Source organism: Streptomyces sp. OZ13, assembly GCF_052068155.1.
Taxonomy (GTDB): Bacteria; Actinomycetota; Actinomycetes; order Streptomycetales; family Streptomycetaceae; genus Streptomyces.
Genome location: NZ_JBQHCZ010000003.1, coordinates 292,955 through 309,269, shown reverse-complemented (window position 1 = coordinate 309,269; position 16,315 = coordinate 292,955). Strand labels below are relative to the sequence as shown.

At 71.4% G+C, this 16,315-nt stretch carries 16 protein-coding genes; 7 read left to right on the top strand and 9 right to left on the bottom strand.

The features are described 5' to 3' along the window. Window positions 1-100: 100 nt before the first annotated feature. On the bottom strand, window positions 101-283 hold the full coding sequence (locus ACTMTU_RS08480) for a transposase family protein (protein WP_441262861.1): 183 nt from the start codon (window positions 281-283) through the stop codon (window positions 101-103). A gap of 159 nt (window positions 284-442) precedes the next feature. Between ACTMTU_RS08480 and ACTMTU_RS08475 the strand changes: the two genes are divergently transcribed. Then, window positions 443-1,456: a hypothetical protein gene (locus ACTMTU_RS08475; protein ID WP_441262860.1), complete on the top strand. Its 1,014-nt coding sequence runs from the start codon at window positions 443-445 to the stop codon at window positions 1,454-1,456. Between the two features lie 238 nt (window positions 1,457-1,694). Here the strand turns inward: ACTMTU_RS08475 and ACTMTU_RS08470 are convergent, their stop codons facing one another. From ACTMTU_RS08470 to ACTMTU_RS08450, 5 genes are all read right to left on the bottom strand, one after another. Beyond that, window positions 1,695-2,957 carry a beta-ketoacyl-[acyl-carrier-protein] synthase family protein gene (locus ACTMTU_RS08470; RefSeq protein WP_441262859.1) on the bottom strand — a complete coding sequence of 421 codons (1,263 nt, stop codon included), beginning with the start codon at window positions 2,955-2,957 and terminating at the stop codon, window positions 1,695-1,697. Between the two features lie 79 nt (window positions 2,958-3,036). Beyond that, on the bottom strand, window positions 3,037-3,285 hold the full coding sequence (locus tag ACTMTU_RS08465) for an acyl carrier protein (protein ID WP_005318091.1): 249 nt from the start codon (window positions 3,283-3,285) through the stop codon (window positions 3,037-3,039). Window positions 3,286-3,350: 65 nt separating this feature from the next. Continuing rightward, entirely contained in the window at window positions 3,351-4,382 is a 1,032-nt protein-coding gene (locus ACTMTU_RS08460; protein WP_307706283.1) for a ketoacyl-ACP synthase III, read from the bottom strand. A 16-nt stretch (window positions 4,383-4,398) separates the two neighbouring features. Next, window positions 4,399-5,313 (bottom strand): ACP S-malonyltransferase, encoded by a 915-nt coding sequence (locus tag ACTMTU_RS08455; protein ID WP_441263160.1) that lies wholly within the window; start codon window positions 5,311-5,313, stop codon window positions 4,399-4,401. A gap of 89 nt (window positions 5,314-5,402) precedes the next feature. Next, window positions 5,403-6,587, bottom strand: coding sequence for a PucR family transcriptional regulator (locus ACTMTU_RS08450; RefSeq protein WP_005318100.1), 1,185 nt, complete (start codon window positions 6,585-6,587; stop codon window positions 5,403-5,405). Window positions 6,588-6,680: 93 nt separating this feature from the next. Between ACTMTU_RS08450 and ACTMTU_RS08445 the strand changes: the two genes are divergently transcribed. Further along, on the top strand, window positions 6,681-7,337 hold the full coding sequence (locus tag ACTMTU_RS08445) for a pirin family protein (RefSeq protein WP_441262858.1): 657 nt from the start codon (window positions 6,681-6,683) through the stop codon (window positions 7,335-7,337). 16 nt (window positions 7,338-7,353) lie between these two features. Here ACTMTU_RS08445 and ACTMTU_RS08440 read toward each other — a convergent pair whose 3' ends face one another. Then, complete coding sequence (locus tag ACTMTU_RS08440; protein ID WP_441262857.1) at window positions 7,354-7,734, bottom strand: hypothetical protein; 381 nt, start codon at window positions 7,732-7,734, stop codon at window positions 7,354-7,356. Between the two features lie 37 nt (window positions 7,735-7,771). On the opposite strand from ACTMTU_RS08440, the gene ACTMTU_RS08435 reads away from it, so the two are divergent. From ACTMTU_RS08435 to ACTMTU_RS08425, 3 genes are all read left to right on the top strand, one after another. After that, window positions 7,772-8,575, top strand: a complete 804-nt coding sequence (locus tag ACTMTU_RS08435; RefSeq protein ID WP_441262856.1) for a hypothetical protein — start codon at window positions 7,772-7,774, stop codon at window positions 8,573-8,575. Window positions 8,576-8,733: 158 nt separating this feature from the next. Beyond that, entirely contained in the window at window positions 8,734-10,089 is a 1,356-nt protein-coding gene (locus ACTMTU_RS08430) for a polymorphic toxin-type HINT domain-containing protein (protein ID WP_441262855.1), read from the top strand. A gap of 13 nt (window positions 10,090-10,102) precedes the next feature. Further along, entirely contained in the window at window positions 10,103-10,753 is a 651-nt protein-coding gene (locus ACTMTU_RS08425; protein WP_441262854.1) for a hypothetical protein, read from the top strand. A 197-nt stretch (window positions 10,754-10,950) separates the two neighbouring features. On the opposite strand, the gene ACTMTU_RS08420 is transcribed toward ACTMTU_RS08425, so the two are convergent. Beyond that, window positions 10,951-11,745 carry an NAD(P)H-dependent oxidoreductase gene (locus ACTMTU_RS08420; protein WP_441262853.1) on the bottom strand — a complete coding sequence of 265 codons (795 nt, stop codon included), beginning with the start codon at window positions 11,743-11,745 and terminating at the stop codon, window positions 10,951-10,953. Window positions 11,746-11,843: 98 nt separating this feature from the next. Between ACTMTU_RS08420 and ACTMTU_RS08415 the strand changes: the two genes are divergently transcribed. Continuing rightward, entirely contained in the window at window positions 11,844-12,731 is an 888-nt protein-coding gene (locus tag ACTMTU_RS08415; RefSeq protein ID WP_441262852.1) for a helix-turn-helix domain-containing protein, read from the top strand. Here ACTMTU_RS08415 and ACTMTU_RS08410 read toward each other — a convergent pair. Further along, a complete protein-coding gene (locus ACTMTU_RS08410; RefSeq protein ID WP_441262851.1) occupies window positions 12,716-13,921 on the bottom strand; it encodes a hypothetical protein in 1,206 nt (401 codons plus the stop codon). The genes ACTMTU_RS08415 and ACTMTU_RS08410 overlap by 16 nt on opposite strands. 96 nt (window positions 13,922-14,017) lie before the next feature. Between ACTMTU_RS08410 and ACTMTU_RS08405 the strand changes: the two genes are divergently transcribed. Continuing rightward, entirely contained in the window at window positions 14,018-16,150 is a 2,133-nt protein-coding gene (locus ACTMTU_RS08405; protein ID WP_441262850.1) for a hypothetical protein, read from the top strand. The last annotated feature ends 165 nt before the right edge of the window (window positions 16,151-16,315 follow it).

Here is a 16,315-nt window from a genome sequence, read left to right as displayed (position 1 = left end):
GCGCATCGGCGTGCGACGCGCACACATCTCGGTCAGCCCGTCCACCTGCTCGACGAACGTCCGGCGACGACACTCCGCGACCCGGACACGAACCGCTGGATCAGCGACTCGACACGACCTCCCGGCCCGGCACTGCCAGGTCGGCCGGACGTCGTCGGTACCGCCCATGGACACGGCTGGAGGCGGTACCGCACCCAGGACAGACGGCCTCCCGGCATATGGTCGGCCAGCCCGGCGGTCGACCGTCTGCAGCAACCCGGACCACTGAGCGGTTGCCTCCCATCACCACATGTCACCAAATGGATCTCGACTGTCACTCCGCCCAGCGCGGGCCGCGACGAGTACGCCCGCGCACCCCGACACCTGAGGTGGTTACATGCATCCGTTTCGGACGAGAAGTCGGCGAGGACCGAAACTCTCCGCGCCGGCCGGGCCGCTCGTCTTGCTGACCGCCCTGGAAGCGATCCGGCGGATCGCCTCGTACCAACGCCGGAGTGCGTTCCGGAGGTGGCTGCTCCGGCTCGGCGCCGTGGTGCTGGGCGGGGCGACGCTGCTGGCGGCCGCACCGGCGTCAGCGACCACCGGCGGTACCGAGAAGGTGTCAAGCACCTGTCGGTCCAGCGCCGATCGGACATCAACCGAACCCGCCACCACGTCAGGTGTCCAGGTTCTTCACAACTACCGGATGTCGTTCGCGACCGAGATGGCCAACGCCATTCGCGTCAGCAAGGCCAAGCTCGTTCCGCTCCTCCCGGAGGGATACGAACCCGTGCCCGCCTCGGAAGTCGGAGTAGGGGGCGAAGACGACGGTGTATTTGTGATCGTCAACGTCTGCAATGAGAACTTCAGCGTCGACGGCACGGTGTCACAGCCCACCTCTACGGTGAACATTCCGAGCGTCCTGGTGCGGGAACCGCCTGACGCCGCCGCTGCCGGTTTGAACATTCCGGGCGCGTTCCACATCTACCCCCTGGCCATTTACATCAATGACCGGGCTTACGCCGACAGTCTCCGGTCCGGGGGCATGCCGGTCCAGTTCATTCCGCATATCACTCACGATCGTCGCCTCAACGACGCAGGAGTGGGCGAACTGACGGTACGGGTGCCGGCCAGGAAGAATCCCTTCTACTCGTTCAACCAAGGATTGGGGTTCAGCTCCACTGGAAGAGTTGACGTCGTCGTGTGGTACGAAGGTGACAAAGGCACTGCGGCACTGAACTTCCGGTTCGACCTCGCGCAGGAAGGTCTCGCTCAGAGCGTGGTGTTCACCAAACCGGGAACCAAGCTGAATCGCCTCCTCACCGGAGGCGGGCTCGGAGCCGGTCCCACAGATCCCAAGACCGGGTTCGAAAGCATCAGGACTCCCTCGGTCAGCTTCCAGTACCCGCAGGGCGGCAGCGGAAGCCTCATCCTGATCAAGAAGCCGTGCGACTACGGATCGAAGTGCATCAAGTAGTGACGCGGGCGACCATCGCAAACGGCGCTGCCCCCAGGGCGCAGCGCCGTTTGTTCGGCCGGGTCGGACGCCCCGTATCCGCCGGTGGGCACGGCCGTCGGGCCGTAGGGGGAGTCCGAGGGCACGGCCGAAGGGCGTACGGGGCCGGGGCTTGGCCCCGGTCTTGGGGGGAGGGGGGAGCGCAGAGGCCCGCGCCCCCAGGGGCACGGGCCTCGCACGTGAAGCGGGGTCAGGCAGGTCAGACGGTGCGGAACGCCAGCACCACGTTGTGGCCGCCGAAGCCGAACGAGTTGTTGATCGCCGCGATCGTGCCCTCGGGCAGCGCGCGGGGCTCGCCGCGCACGATGTCCGCGTCCACCGTCTCGTCGAGCTCGTCGACGTTGATCGTCGGCGGGGCCGTGCGGTGGTGCAGCGCGAGCACCGTCGCCACCGTCTCGATGCCGCCCGCGCCGCCGAGCAGATGACCCGTCATGGACTTGGTCGCGGAGACCGCGACGTGGTCCAGGTCGTCGCCCAGCACGCTGCGCAGCGCCTTGATCTCGGCGACGTCACCCTGCGGCGTCGACGTCGCGTGCGCGTTGAGGTGCACGACCTCGGACGGCTTGAGGTCCGTGGTCTCGAGCAGGTTCCGCAGCGCCGCCGCGATACCGCGGCCGGTCGGCTCCGGCTGCGCGATGTGGTGGCTGTCCGCGGACAGGCCCTGGCCCAGCACCTCGCAGTAGACCTTCGCGCCGCGTGCGGCGGCGTGCTCGGCCGACTCCAGGATCACGACGCCCGCGCCCTCGCCGAGGACGAAGCCGTCGCGGGCCGTGTCGTAGGGGCGCGAGGCCTTCGTCGGCTCGTCGTTGTTCTTGGACATCGCCATCATGTTGGCGAAGGCCGCGATCGGCAGCGGGTGGATCGCCGCCTCGGTGCCGCCGGCGACGACCACGTCGGCACGGCCGGTGCGGATCATCTCGACGGCGTAGCCGATCGCCTCGGCGCCCGACGCGCACGCCGAGACCGGGGTGTGCACGCCCGCCTGGGCGTTCACCTCGAGGCCGACGTTGGCGGAGGGGCCGTTGGGCATCAGCATGGGGACGGTGTGCGGGGAGACGCGGCGTACGCCCTTCTCCTTGAGCACGTCGTACTGGTCGAGCAGAGTCGTCACGCCGCCGATGCCGGAGGCGATGACGGTGCCGAGACGGGCCGGGGCGATCGCCCCGTCCTCGCCGGCGGGGGCGGTGTAGCCGGCGTCGGCCCACGCCTCGCGGGCCGCGATCAGCGCGAACTGCGCGGAGCGGTCCAGCCGTCGGGCCAGCGGGCGCGGCAGGACCTCGCCCGGGTCGACCGCGGCGGTCGCCGCGATCTTCACCGGCAGGTCGGCGAAGCGCTCCCCCTCGAGCAGCTTCACACCGGAACGCCCGGCGATGAGACCTTCCCAGGTCGATGCGCTGTCGCCACCCAACGGTGTGGTTGCGCCGATACCGGTGACGACCACGGTGCGATTGGTCGAGTTCACAGGAATTCTTTCTCCACGTGTAGAGGGTGCTGAATTTTCACGGCGCCACCGGAGAGTGGCGACAAACGCGACGTGAGACTCAGGCCTGGTGCTTTGCGATGTAGTCCGCGGCGTCGCCGACGGTCTTCAGGTTCTTGACGTCCTCGTCGGGGATCTTGACGTCGAAGCGCTCTTCGGCGGCGACGACGACCTCGACCATGGACAGCGAGTCGACGTCGAGGTCGTCGGTGAAGGACTTGTCCAGCTGGACGTCCTCGGTCGGGATACCGGCGATCTCGTTGACGATCTCGGCGAGACCCTTGACGATCTCTTCCTGCGTGGCGGCCATGGTGGCGCTCCTTCGGTGTGTATCAGAGGGTGTGGCAACAGCCGTCCGGAAGATCCGTACGGTGCCTAGGGGAGGGTAACGACCGTCGCGGCGTAGACGAGACCCGCCCCGAAGCCGATGACGAGCGCTGTGTCGCCGCTCTTCGCCTGTCCGGTCGCCAGGAGCCGCTCCATAGCGAGCGGGATCGAGGCGGCCGAGGTGTTGCCGGTGGTTTCCACGTCGCGGGCGACCGTGACGTGCTCCGGCAGCTTCAGGGTCTTCACCATCGAGTCGATGATCCGCATATTGGCCTGGTGCGGGATGAAGACGTCCAGGTCGGCCGCGCTGATGCCGGCGGCGTCGAGCGCCTGCTGCGCGACCTTCGCCATCTCGAAGACGGCCCAGCGGAACACCGCCTGGCCCTCCTGCGTGATGGCGGGGAACTTGATCTCGCCGCGCTCGTTGAGCGGCAGGCGGGAGACGTCGCCGAGGTGGAAGTCGTTCCACGGCACGGTCTGCTTGATCGTCTCGGACTTGTCGCCCTCCGAGCCCCAGACCGTGGGGCCGATGTGCGGCTCGTCGGACGGGCCGACGACGACCGCGCCCGCGCCGTCGCCGAACAGGAAGGCCGTCGCGCGGTCCTCCAGGTCGGTCAGGTCGCTGAGCCGCTCGACGCCGATGACGAGCACGTACTCCGCGGAGCCCTCGACGATCATGCCCTTGGCGAGGGTGAGGCCGTAGCCGAAGCCCGCGCAGCCGGCGGAGATGTCGAACGCGGCGGGCTTGCCCGCGCCGACCTTGTCGGCGATCTCGGTGGCAACGGCCGGGGTCTGCTTGAAGTGCGAGACGGTGGAGACGACGACGGCGCCGATCTGGTCGGCGGTGATCCCGGCGTCCGCGATCGCCTTGCCCGACGCCTCGACCGACATCGCGGTCACGGTCTCCTCGGGGGAGGCCCAGTGGCGGGTGGCGATACCCGAGCGGGAGCGGATCCACTCGTCGGAGGAGTCGATCTTCTCGAGGATCACCTCGTTGGGCACGACCCGGGTCGGACGGTAGCCGCCGACACCAAGGATGCGCGCGTACGGGGCGCCCTTGCTGGGCTTGATCTTCGACATGCTCTACGGCTCCTTGTCAGGCTGAAAGCTCGGCGACGAGCGCGCGGGCCGCGTCGAGATCGTCGGGGGTCTTCAGCGCCGACGTCCGCACGCCCGGCAGGGCGCGCTTGGCGAGGCCGGTGAGCGTGCCGCCGGGGCAGACCTCGATCAGGGCGGTGACGCCCTGCTCCTTGAAGGTCTCCATGCACAGGTCCCAGCGGACCGGGTTGGCGACCTGACCCACGAGACGGGAGATGACGTCGGCGCCGTCGGCGACGATCTGCCCGTCCTTGTTCGAGACGTACGGGACCGCCGGCGCGGAGACCGTGAGGGCCTTCGCGGCCTCCTCGAGCTTCGCGACGGCGGGTGCCATGTGATGAGTGTGGAACGCGCCGGCCACCTTGAGCGGCAGGACACGGCGGACGCCTTCCGGCTTGTCCTCGGCGAGCGCGGCGAGCTGCTCGGCGGTGCCGGCGGCGACGATCTGCCCGGCGCCGTTCACGTTGGCCGGGGTGAGGCCGAGCTTCTCGAGGTGTGCCACGACCGTGTCGGGCTCACCGCCGAGGATGGCCGACATGCCGGTCTCCGTGATCGCGGCGGCCTCTGCCATCGCCAGGCCGCGGGCCCGTACGAGCTTCAGCGCGGAGGTGTCGTCGATGACACCGGCGAACGCGGCGGCGGTGATCTCACCGACGCTGTGTCCGGCGACCGCGCCGGGAGCCACCTCACCGAGCGCCGAAGCGGACAGCAGTCCGGCGGCGACGAGCAGGGGCTGCGCAACGGCGGTGTCGCGGATCTCGTCCGCGTCGGCCTTGGTGCCGTAGTGGGCAAGGTCGAGCCCGATGGCGTCCGACCAGGCCGCGATGCGGTCGGCGGCGCCGGGGAGGTCGAGCCAGGGAGTCAGGAAGCCGGGCGTCTGAGCGCCTTGGCCGGGAGCGACGAGTACGAGCACCCTCACACTCTCTCTTGTGGACGGCCTCTCCCGCCCGTGGGGACAGGGACGAAGAACCGTCAGGGGAATTGTCGGTGTTCAACAAAAGTCTAGGGCTGGGCATCCCCGTCGGCCAGACGCCCCAGGATCAGCGCGATTCGCAGAGTGAACGCCGAACGCACGTCGGAGGGTGACCAGCCGGTGACGTCTGTCACACGTCGGAGCCGGTAGCGCACGGTGTTGGGGTGGACGAAGAGCATTCTGGCGGCGCCTTCGAGGCTGCTCGCCTGCTCCAGATAGACACTCAGAGTTTCCAGGAGGGCCGAGCCGGCTTCCTCCAGCGGTCTGTAGATCTCCTCCACCAACTGCTCACGCGCAGAAGGGTCGGAGGCGATGGCGCGCTCCGGCAGCAGATCGTCCGCGAGAACCGGCCGCGGGGCGTCCTGCCAGGCAGAGCACGCCTTGAGACCGGCGGCGGCGGCCTGCGCGGAGCGGGTCGCCGCCAGCAGGTCGGGCACGATCGGGCCGGCGACGACGGGACCCGCCGCGTACGGGCCGATCAGCGCCTTGGCGACGTGCAGCGGGTTGTCGCTGCCGCCGGCGATGACGACGAGCCGGTCGCCGAGCACGCCCGTCAGCACCTGGAGCTTGGCGTGCCGGGCGGCGCGGCGGATGGCCTCGACGGTCAGTTCGCTGTCCCCGTCGGGTGCGGTGCCGAGGATCACACACACATGCTCGGGCGAGTTCCAGCCGAGCGCCGCGGCGCGGGAGACCGCGCCCTCGTCGGCCTCGCCGGACAGCACCGCGTTGACGACGAGCGATTCGAGGCGGGCGTCCCACGCGCCGCGGGCCTCGGCGGCCTGGGCGTAGACCTGGGCGGTGGCGAAGGCGATCTCCCGTGCGTATACGAGCAGCGCCTCACGCAGGACGGACTCGTCGCCGGGGGCGGCGACCTCCTCGATCGCCGCCTCCATGACCTCGATGGTGGTGCGCACCATCTCCACGGTCTGGCGCAGGGTGATCGCCCGGGTCAGCTCGCGCGGGGCGGTGCCGAAGACGTCGGTCGAGATGGCCTGCGGGGTCTCCGGGTGCCGGAACCATTCGGTGAAAGCCGCGATACCGGCCTGGGCGACGAGCCCGATCCACGACCGGTTCTCCGGCGGCATGGCCCGGTACCAGGGCAGCGACTGATCCATGCGGGCGATCGCGTTCGCGGCGAGCCGGCCGGATGACTGCTCGAGGCGGCGCAGGGTCGCGGAGTGCGGGTGGGAGGAGTTCGCTGCAGGTTCGGGCACGGGACAAGAGTGCCTTATCAGGACGCGAGCCCCGGGGGGCGGGGTTCTTGTTCATCCCGTCGTCGCCCGATGGTTCCCGGCTACCGTGGTGGCGTGATATCCGTTCGGCGCGCCGGTGAGCGCTACAGAGGCGGCGACCCCGCGGCCGGCATCGAGTCCCTGCACGCCTTCTCCTTCGGGCGGCACTACGACCCCGGCAATCTCCGCTTCGGCGCGATCCTGGCCTGCAACGAGGAGCGGCTCGCCCCCGGCGCCGGCTTCGACGAGCATCCGCACAGCCACACGGAGATCGTCACCTGGGTCGTCGAGGGCGAGCTCACCCACCGCGACACCGCCGGGCACGCCACCGTCGTCCGCCCCGGCGATGTGCAGCGGCTCGGCTCGGCGGGCGGGGTGCGGCACGTGGAGCGCAACGACGGCGATGTGCCGCTGGTGTTCGTGCAGATGTGGCTGGCGCCGCTCCGGCCCGGCGGCGAGCCGTCGTACGAGATCGTGCGCGGTATCGCCGACTCGACGCCGTACGCCCTGCCCGAGGCGGGCGCGATGCTGCACGCGCGCCGGCTGGCGGCGGGGGCGCGGACGGCGGTGCCGGACGCGCCGTACGTGTACGCGCACGTGGTGCGGGGCCGCGTGCGGCTCGCCGCCGACGAGTTGGGGCCGGGGGACGCGGCGCGGATCACGGACGCGGAAGGGCTGGAGCTCACCGCGGAGGGGGCGGCGGAGGTGCTGCTGTGGGAGATGGGCCGGTGAGGCATCGGACGTCAGGTCAGCCCTGCCAGTAGAACAGCAGCGTGCCGACGCTCAGAGGCTTCCGGTCGCCGAAGTAGTAGACGCACAGGTCGGTGACCGTGATGTCGCTGGTCGCCTCGTCGATCCAGCGGAAGCCGGCGGATTCGAGCGCTTCGCGGGCTTCGCCGGACGAGCCGCCGCGGTCGCCGGTGGCAAACGGGCCCAGGGTGCTGATCAGGACCGCGTCGTCGTCCTCGCCGTAGTTGACGTAGTGGTACGTGCCGTCGCCCTGCTGGTAGTGGTCACCGCACGAGACCGGAGACTCGGGGACAGGCCGGCCGCCGTCAGGGCGGATGCCGCCCGGCGCACCTGATCGTCCACATCGGGACCGGCGGCGGCTCGGTGCCCCGCGGCGCATCGGCCGGTTACCGACGCGTACGCGACTTCCGGTCAATTTGTGGCAGAGAACTGTCGTTACCTGCACGCCGTCCGAGCACGCCTCCGCCGAGGCCAAGACCGCGGTCAAGCTGGCGGAGGAGGCGGAGAAGCTGGCCAAGGAGGCCAAGTCCCACGCGGACGAGGCGAGCAAGGAGGTCGTCAAGGCTCTGGCCGCGTCGGGGAAGGCCGCGGGCTTCGCCCACGTCACGGCGCAGGCCGCCGTCGACGCGGGCACCGCCGCCGCACAGGTCGCCAAGCCCGCCAACGACGCCATCCAGCTCGGCTCCCCGTATGTCACCACCGACTCGGCCGCGAGCCTGGTCGTGCTGACCGGGCAGGCATCGAAGTCGATCGCCGAACAGCAGAAGGCTGTCGCCGACGCCCACGCCAAGAACGCACAGGCCGAGGCCGCAGCCGCGAAGAACCTCGCCGACCAGGCATCGGGCGACGCGAAGATCGCCTACCAACACGCGGCCAACGCCGCCGGCCACGCGGCAACCGCCCGCACCTACTCCAAGGAGGCTCTGGGCCACGCGGCCGGCGCCGCGGCAGCCGCCGCCAAGGCATCGGCGTCACTGGCCCGCACGATCGAGTACGACCGTCAGGCCACAGCCGACGCCGCAGCCGCCGACAAGGCCGCAGGCCGCGCCGAGGGCTATGCCAAGGACGCCCGGGAATCCGCCGACCAGGCCGCCCTCGACGCCCAGGCCGCACGCGACGCCGCAACCGCGGCCGGCAGTCCGCCAAGGAGGCACGTGCAGCCGCCGACCGCGCCGCCACCGCCGCCACCGAGGCCGAACAGGCCGCCAAGGACGCACTGAAGTACGCGAAGGAGGCGCAGAAGGCAGCGGAGGAAGCGGCACGCAACGCCGCGAACAAGCAGGTCTCCACCGGTGCGGGCACCGGGATCGGCGGCACGTGGTACGTCGTCGACGAGGACACCATCGAGATCACCGACGCCAAGCAGCATGAGCCCTGCGTGATCACCGTCGGTTTCGAAGGCTGCACCACCACGTTCACGGTCACCTTCAGCGCGGTGGTCGACTTCTTCCTCTGCACCAACCCCGACACGACGGCCGGTGCCGGCACCTGCCCGCCGCAGGACACGCTTCTCATCGAGAGCAAGCGCATCCCGGGTCTGAAGAAGGACGTCACCCGGTACTTCTCCAAGCTGGAGCTGATCCAGCAGACCCTCACCTACAAACTCATCAAGGCCGTCCTGGTCCAGGACTTCGTCGACTGCTGGCACGGCAGCGCCGGCGGCTGCGCCTGGGCGCTGAGCAACTTCATCCCCGGCAAGGCGTTCGGCAAGGTCTTCGAGGGAATCCGCGCCCTGGACGCCGCCATGAAGACCGGCGTCGGCGTCCGTGACGCGTTCAAGGCGCTCAAGGCCCTCGACCTGGATCCCGCGACCCTCGCCATGCTCGAACGCTCGGTGAACGTCTACGAGGACGCGTTCACGGCCTGCACGCGCAACAGCTTCCCCGCCGCGACCCCGGTGCTGATGGCGGACGGCTCACACCGGCCCATCAGCCAGGTGCGCGTGGGTGACCTCGTCCAGGCCACGGACCCGGCATCCGGCAAGCTGCGGGCCCGGCAGGTCACCGACACCTTCCAGCACGACACCGAGCGGCTGGTCGACCTCACCATCGCCGGCGGCGGCACGCTGACCAGCACGGCGGGTCACAAGTTCTACGTCGTGGGCCGTGGCTGGACGCTGGTCTCCGACCTGAGCGTCGGTGACCGCCTGCGCACCCCGGACGGCTCCGTCCGCGCGCTGACGGCCCTTCGTGACCGCTCGGGCCTGGCGCCGCGCACGGTCTACGACCTCACCGTCGACGACCTGCACACCTTCTTCGTGCGCACGAAGGGTCAGCGGCCGGACGACGTGCTCGTCCACAACTGCCTGAACCTGACGCTGCACGAGGGAGACCGGGGTGCCCACACGATCAGGGACCATGTGACCATCAGCCCGCAGGACGCGGTTCAGAAGGCCATCGACGACCTGGCGAGGAACCCCAGGCACCGCGGTGTGACCGGTGTCTGGACGGACCTCGCAACGGCCCAGGCCTCCGTGGACGCGGCCTTCGCGAAGTGGTACTCCACCCACCGGTCCGAGCTGGAAACGTGGATGAAGAACACTCCCAAGGATTCGGAGAACGCCCTGCACCTCAAGTCGTTCAGAATCCAGCTGGACACCCCGGGTTCGCTGGGAACCCTCTACCCGACCACCGGCGTCGCGCACGCACGTCCGGCCGGGAACTGGGTCTCCATCACCCTGAAGAGGTCCAAGCACAAGCCTGGGTACATGGTCTACACGTCGCACCCGGAGTGAGAGTGACCTGGTAATGGAGCGCAAGGACATCTGGATCGATTTCGGCTTCAGCGGCCTCACCAAGTGGTTCGGCAGCCCCTGGGCCGGCGAACACACCCCGCTGGAGATCGTCGTGCTGGCCGCCGACTGGGGCGAGGGTGCTTACGCACCCACCCTCCTCGAGGACGCCGCCGGGCTGTTGGACTCACCGCTGCCCACCAGGGTGATCGACATCCTGTGGTGTGCGGCCGTCGGCATGGAATTCGTCCCGGATGCGCGATGGGTGGACGGACGCGACTGGCTCCGCCGGATCGTGGACGTCTGCGAGGAACGCATCCGCAGGGACGAACCGCGATCCGTTGCCCACCCGCAGGTGTCCGAGTGGGATCCGGAGCTGAAGGACGCGGTCCTCGCCGAGGTGCGAGCTCTCGCACCGGAGTTGGACCGCGCCACCGCCGGTCACCCCTACTACGGGGTGCCGGAAGTGGTCCCGTCGCTGGAACGGGTAGTCACCGAGGTCGACCCCGACCTCGGGTTCAGGCTGTTCCTGCGGGTCCTCAAGGCGTACTTGGTTCCGATCAGTGAGTCGCAGCACCGCCGGTACCGCGAGCTGGGCGCGAGATTCGGGTACAACGAGTCCGTTGTCGATGACGGCACTCTCCAGTTCATGCCGCGTGCGAACTGACCGCTGAGCACGATCGCCGAGGGCGGTGTCCCGGTCTTCCAGGGGTACTGTCCTCGGCCGTCGAAGGAGTCGCTCCGAGGAGCGCCCGGTAGGCGGCGAAGCCGCTGCCGAAGGAGCCGCCGGAATTCCCGCACCGCGCACGGTCCGGGACCCTCCCGCCGGTGACCTTGACAGGCTTCGAACCCGTGGCATCCGCCTCAGACGCGCGGGCGGACGTGGAGGTCGAGGCCGGTGGTGCCGGGCCGCTCCACCGCCGGCAACAACCGCATGTCGCGGTCGTAGTCGCCGCCGGCCAGGGTCCGGTAGGGAATCGGCCCGTCGGTGAACAGGCCGTCGAGGCGCTGTCCATACTCACGCTCCACCGCCGCGTACCCCTCCGCGGAGAGGCTGTGCGCGTCGTGGACGGTGAACGGCTCGAGCGGTGCGATGCCGGCGAACCAGAACAGGCCGTGCTGCAACGGGTGGAGGAGATCCGACAGGCGCCCGTGGATGCCGCGATCGGTGAGCGACGGCTCGCTCGCACCGATCGTCACCGACAGCAGCGCGCGCCGTCCGCCCAGCGCGCCCTCGCTGTACGGCGGAGGAAGGTCGGGGCCGTGAGCGAAGCCGGGGGTGAACACCCGGTCGAGCCAGCCTTTCATGATGGCCGGCACGGAGAACCACCACAGGGGGAACTGCAGCACGACCGCGTCCGACCAGCGCAGTTTGTCCTGCTCGGCCGCGACGTCGGGCGACATCCGGCCGGACACCGTGGCCCGTTCCTGGGCGGCCAGCACGTCCAGCCGCCGGTCCGCGGGACGGTCGGGGAAGTCGTCCGCGTCCACGGCCGCCTTCCACTTCATGGCGTAGAGGTCGGACACCCTGACCTCGTGGCCCGCGGAGCGCAGGCGCTCGACGGCGAAGGCGGTCAGGGCGGCGGTGAGTGAAAGGGGCTCGGGGTGGGCGGTGACGACGAGGATCTTCTTGCGCCGCTGCGGGGCTGCTTGAGTCATGCCGCCACGTTCTCCCGGGCGCGCGGGGGCAGCCAGCACCCTGTCCAACCGCAGGAACGGCGGTCCTGGTACCGCGAGGGCCACCCATACTTGAACGCATGGACGGCGTGGACCACATCGAGCGCACTGATACGGACGGAGCCGGCGGCGGGAACGGCGACCCGCGGCGGGCCCTCGGCGGCTTCCTGCGCGCCCGCCGCTCGCGGGTCGCCCCGGAGCACGTGGGGCTCGCGGTCGGCGGCCGGCGGCGGGTGCGCGGCCTGCGGCGCGAGGAACTCGCCCAACTCGCCGGGATCAGCGTGGACTACTACGTGCGTCTCGAGCAGGGCCGCGCGACGCAGCCCTCGCCCGAGGTCCTCGACGCGCTCGCGAGGGCGCTCGGCCTCGAGGCGGCGGAACGCAAACACCTGGCCACGCTGACCGCCGCCCGGCGGGGGCCCGTGCCCGCGACCCGCGTCAGCCCTCTGCTCCGTCGGCTGCTGGACGCTGCGGAGGGGTTCCCGGCGTTCGTGACGAACCCGCGCGCCGACGTCGTCGCCTGGAACGCTCTCGGCGCCGAACTGCTGGGCGGCCTCGGTGACCCGGGCCGCCGCGACCGAAACAACGCCCGCTACCTCTTCCTCGACCCCGCCTCCTGGAGCGTCTTCCCCGACTGGGAGGACAGGGCACTGGAGGCCGTCGGACAGTTGCGTGTCTCCCAGGGGCACTATCCCGACGACTCGGAACTGGCCGGGCTCCTCGCCGAACTGACCTCCCACAGCGACGACTTCCGGCGGATCTGGGACACGGGTGAGGTCCTGATGTGCACGGCGGGCCGCAGACGGCTGTGCCACCCGGTGGCCGGGCTGCTCACCCTCGACTACGAGACCCTGCACGTACCGGCCGCGCCCGGCGAAACGGGCCTGGTGGTGCACGTGTACACCGCGGAGGAGGGCAGCGAGGACGCCGCCGCGCTCGCGCGGCTGGGACGTCAGTCCTGCCAGTAGAAGAGCAGGGTGCCGACGTCGAGCGGGGCGCGGCCGCCGAAATAGTAGACGCACAGGTCGGTGACGGTGATCGAGCCGGTCTCTTCGTCGATCCAGCGGAAGTCCGCCGCTTCGAGGGCGGACCTGGCGGCGGGGTCGGGGTCGTGGGCGGTGGTGAAGGGGCCCAGGGTGCTGACGCAGAGGTGCTTGCCGTTGTGCGGGATCACGTAATACGTGCCGTCGCCCTGCTGGTTGTGCTCGCCGATGGGGACCGGGGCTCCCGGCGTCAGGCCCGCCGCGGCCAGCGCGGCCGTCGCCCGGCGGAGCCGGTCGTCCATGTCGGCGGCCGTGGGCGGATCCGTGGCGAGGGCCTCCACGCGCCAGCGCGGGTCGCTCTGCCGCCGGCAGCCGGGCGCGTACTCGTGCACGATCGCCGCCCGCAGGTCCTCGTCCAGACCGGGGACCTCCACCCGGGGGCGCCCGAGGCTCTCGTAGATCTCCCGGGTCTCGCCGCCGTCCTCGGTGAGGCGGTGCAGCGCGTACGCGGCCCACAGCTTCGCCTCCGTCGTCGGGGCCCCGGCCAGGTAGGCGCGCAGCCGGTCCGGGTCGTCGGCGAGGGACTGGGCGAGGTGGGCCACCGCGCGGTCGGGGTCCGCGAGTGCGTCGGTGACGTCCTCGTCGTTGCGGGCGCGCATCCGGATGCGGAACATCCGGTCCTCGGGGCGTGCGTCACCGAGCCCGGCCAGCACCGCGTCGGGCCCGTGGCGGGCGACGAGGGCGTCCAGTCCGGCCCGGCCCGCGTCCTGTTCCCGGGACCAGGGGGAGGCCGCGAGCGTCGCCAGTTCCCCGGTGGCGGAGAGGTCACCGAGCCGGCCGCGCGCCTTGAGGATCGCCTCTGCCATGCCGTACCGCTTCTCCTCCCGCCGTTCCTCGTGCAGGAGCCACGGCAGCAGTTCCGTACGGTCGCCGAGGACGTCCAGCAGCGCGACGCGGACCTCGGCCGTCTCCCCGGTGTCGCGTACGCGCGCGATCAGCTCGGGCACGCGCGGCTCCGGCACCCGCCCGTCCAGCGCCTGTACGCAATGCCGGCGACGCCACCACGCGTTGGCCGGGTCCGCCACGTACCGGGCGAGCGCGTCCGCGCCGAACTCCCGCAGGGCGACGGTGTTTTTCCCCCGGCCGAGCGGGAGCAGCGTGTCGATGTCGTGCATCCGGCGGATGCTACGGGGCGGGGGACGACGAAGGCGCACTGTTTTCGCCGGCCTCAGCAGGGCGGCACTGTCGGACCCTCCTGCCATGATCCGCGTATGGATCTCGCACGCGCACTCGACGGTCTGGACGCGCACCCCTGGGCCGGCACCACGCATGCCTACGGCAGTGCCGAGGACGTCCCCGACGTGCTGCGGGCGCTCACCGGGGACGACGAGGAAGCCGCGGACGAAGCGGTGTCGGAGCTCTACGGCAGTGTCCTGCACCAGGGGACCGTCTACGCGGCCAGTGCCGAGGTGGCGCCCTTCCTCGCTCGTACAGCGGCAGCCGGCCACAAGTCCGCCGATCTGCTGAGACTGCTCGGCGACATGGCCGGGAGCGACGACGAGTACGGGGTGGAGCCGGGCACCGTGCGCAGGGCCGTCGCCGGACAACTGCCGCTGATGACGCCCTCGTTGGCAGACCCGGATTCCGCGGTGCGTCAGGCCGCCGTGTGGGCCGTTGCGCAGACGCGCGCTGCGGACACGGTGCTGCCCGAGCTGCTGGGCCGGTGGGACACGGAGGGGGAGCCTCTCGTACGGGCCGAACTCCTCGGCGCCGTCGCCGGGTTGGACCCGGCGGCCGGTGCCGCCCTGGCGCAGTCGGCCCTCGGACCGGAACAGCCCGCCCATCTGCGGCTCGCCGCCGTGTTCGCCCGCCTGGACGCGGGCGGGGAGTGGGACGCCGCACACCACCGGGCGATGCTGTCGGCACTGCCCGCGGGCCCGCTCGGCCGCGAGCGGCTCGACCTCGACCGGGCCGAGCCGTTGTGCGCCGTCGTCGAGGAGCTGCTGCGGAGGGGGACCGAGGCGGACACCGCGGCGGCCGTGGACCTGCTCGACGCCGCCCTGCGGGACGAACGCGCCGATGTGCGGGCGGAAGCCGTGTGGGCCGCCGACAGGGCCTGCCAGATGTCCCGCAGCACCCCGCGGCGGCTGCTGCCCGCACTGCTCCCGCTGGTCACGGCGGGCGACGCGCTCGGCGTGCTGTCCCTGCTCGGGAAGCTGGGTCCGATCGCGGCGCAGGCCGCACCCGCCCTGGCCGGACTCGCGGAAACCGGCGACGACGACCTCGCGGACCGCGCGCTCGGCGTGCTGGCCCTGATGGCGCCGGACCGGGCCGCTCCGCTGCTCGCCCGCGACCTGGGGAAGCGGCCCTGGGGCCTGGATGCCGCCGCCGGGTTCCGCGCACCGGAGGACGTGCCGTTCCCGTTCCACCCCGAGCTGTTGACCGCGGTCGTGGCCAGGCTGGCGGAGGACGACCTCACCGGGAACGAGCCCATCCGACTGATGCGCCTGCTGCGGCAGTGGGGCGGCCGGGCCGCCGGCGCGCTGCCCGCGCTGTACGAGCTGCTCGCCCGGTTCCCGCTGCCCGCCGCCCCGGCCGTCGCCGCGATCGCCGCCGAGTGCACGCCCGGCGAGCGTCGCCGCGCGGCCCAGCTGTTGCGGGCGCAGGCCCCCGACGGGCCGCTCCCGGTGGCGGAGGCCCACTGCGAACTGACCGGTGAGACGGACGTTCTCCTTGCGCGGCTCGCCAGGGAGCTCTCGGCCGCGTCCGGCGACGCGGCCCGGGCGGCCGAGGTGGCGGGCCGACTGGGTGCGGCGGCAACGGAGTTGACGGACGCACTGCGCGGCGCCCTCAGCGGCGCGGACGCCCGGCTCGTCTCGCCCGTGCTCGACGCGGACGTGGCGCTGGCCGAGGCCCTGTGGCACATCACCGGCGACGCCCGCACGGTCGTACCCGTGCTGGACTCGGTCTTCGCACGGGCCGCCGACGAGCGCTGGTTCCGGTGGAGCGCGATACGGGCGGCCCGCGTGGCCGCGGCACTCGGCCCGGCCGGCCGGCCGCTGGTGCCCAGGCTGGAAGCACTCCTGAAGGACCCGGAGCAGGTACCGGCGGCGGTGCTCGCCCTCCTGGCCGTGGCGGAGGAGGGAGCGCTCGACCGTCGATCGCTCGCGGACCTCGTCCTCGCCGCGGCGGAACAGGAGGCGAACGCGCTGGAAGCCTGCGACGCCCTGGAGGTCCTCGGGACGGACGCTCTGACCGCCGACCATCTGCGCAGGCTGGACGACCTGGCCGAGGGCGACCGGCGGGTGATCCGCTCGGGCGTGGAGAACCGGATCATCCAGGCCGACGAGCTCCTGCGGGCGCGCGTCCGGGCGGTGGTCGCCAGCTCACGGCAGGCGCCCTGACCGGCGTATCGGCGTACGCCGTCCAAGAACGCCCGCCACGCCCGCACCGACGACCACGACCGGGCCGTCCGGGTTCCTGCTGTCACGGACCGGGACGGCGGCGGTCTGGCAACCGTCGGCGCTCGCCACATTGCCGAGTAGTCGCGTCGGCGCGACCTCGTGCCG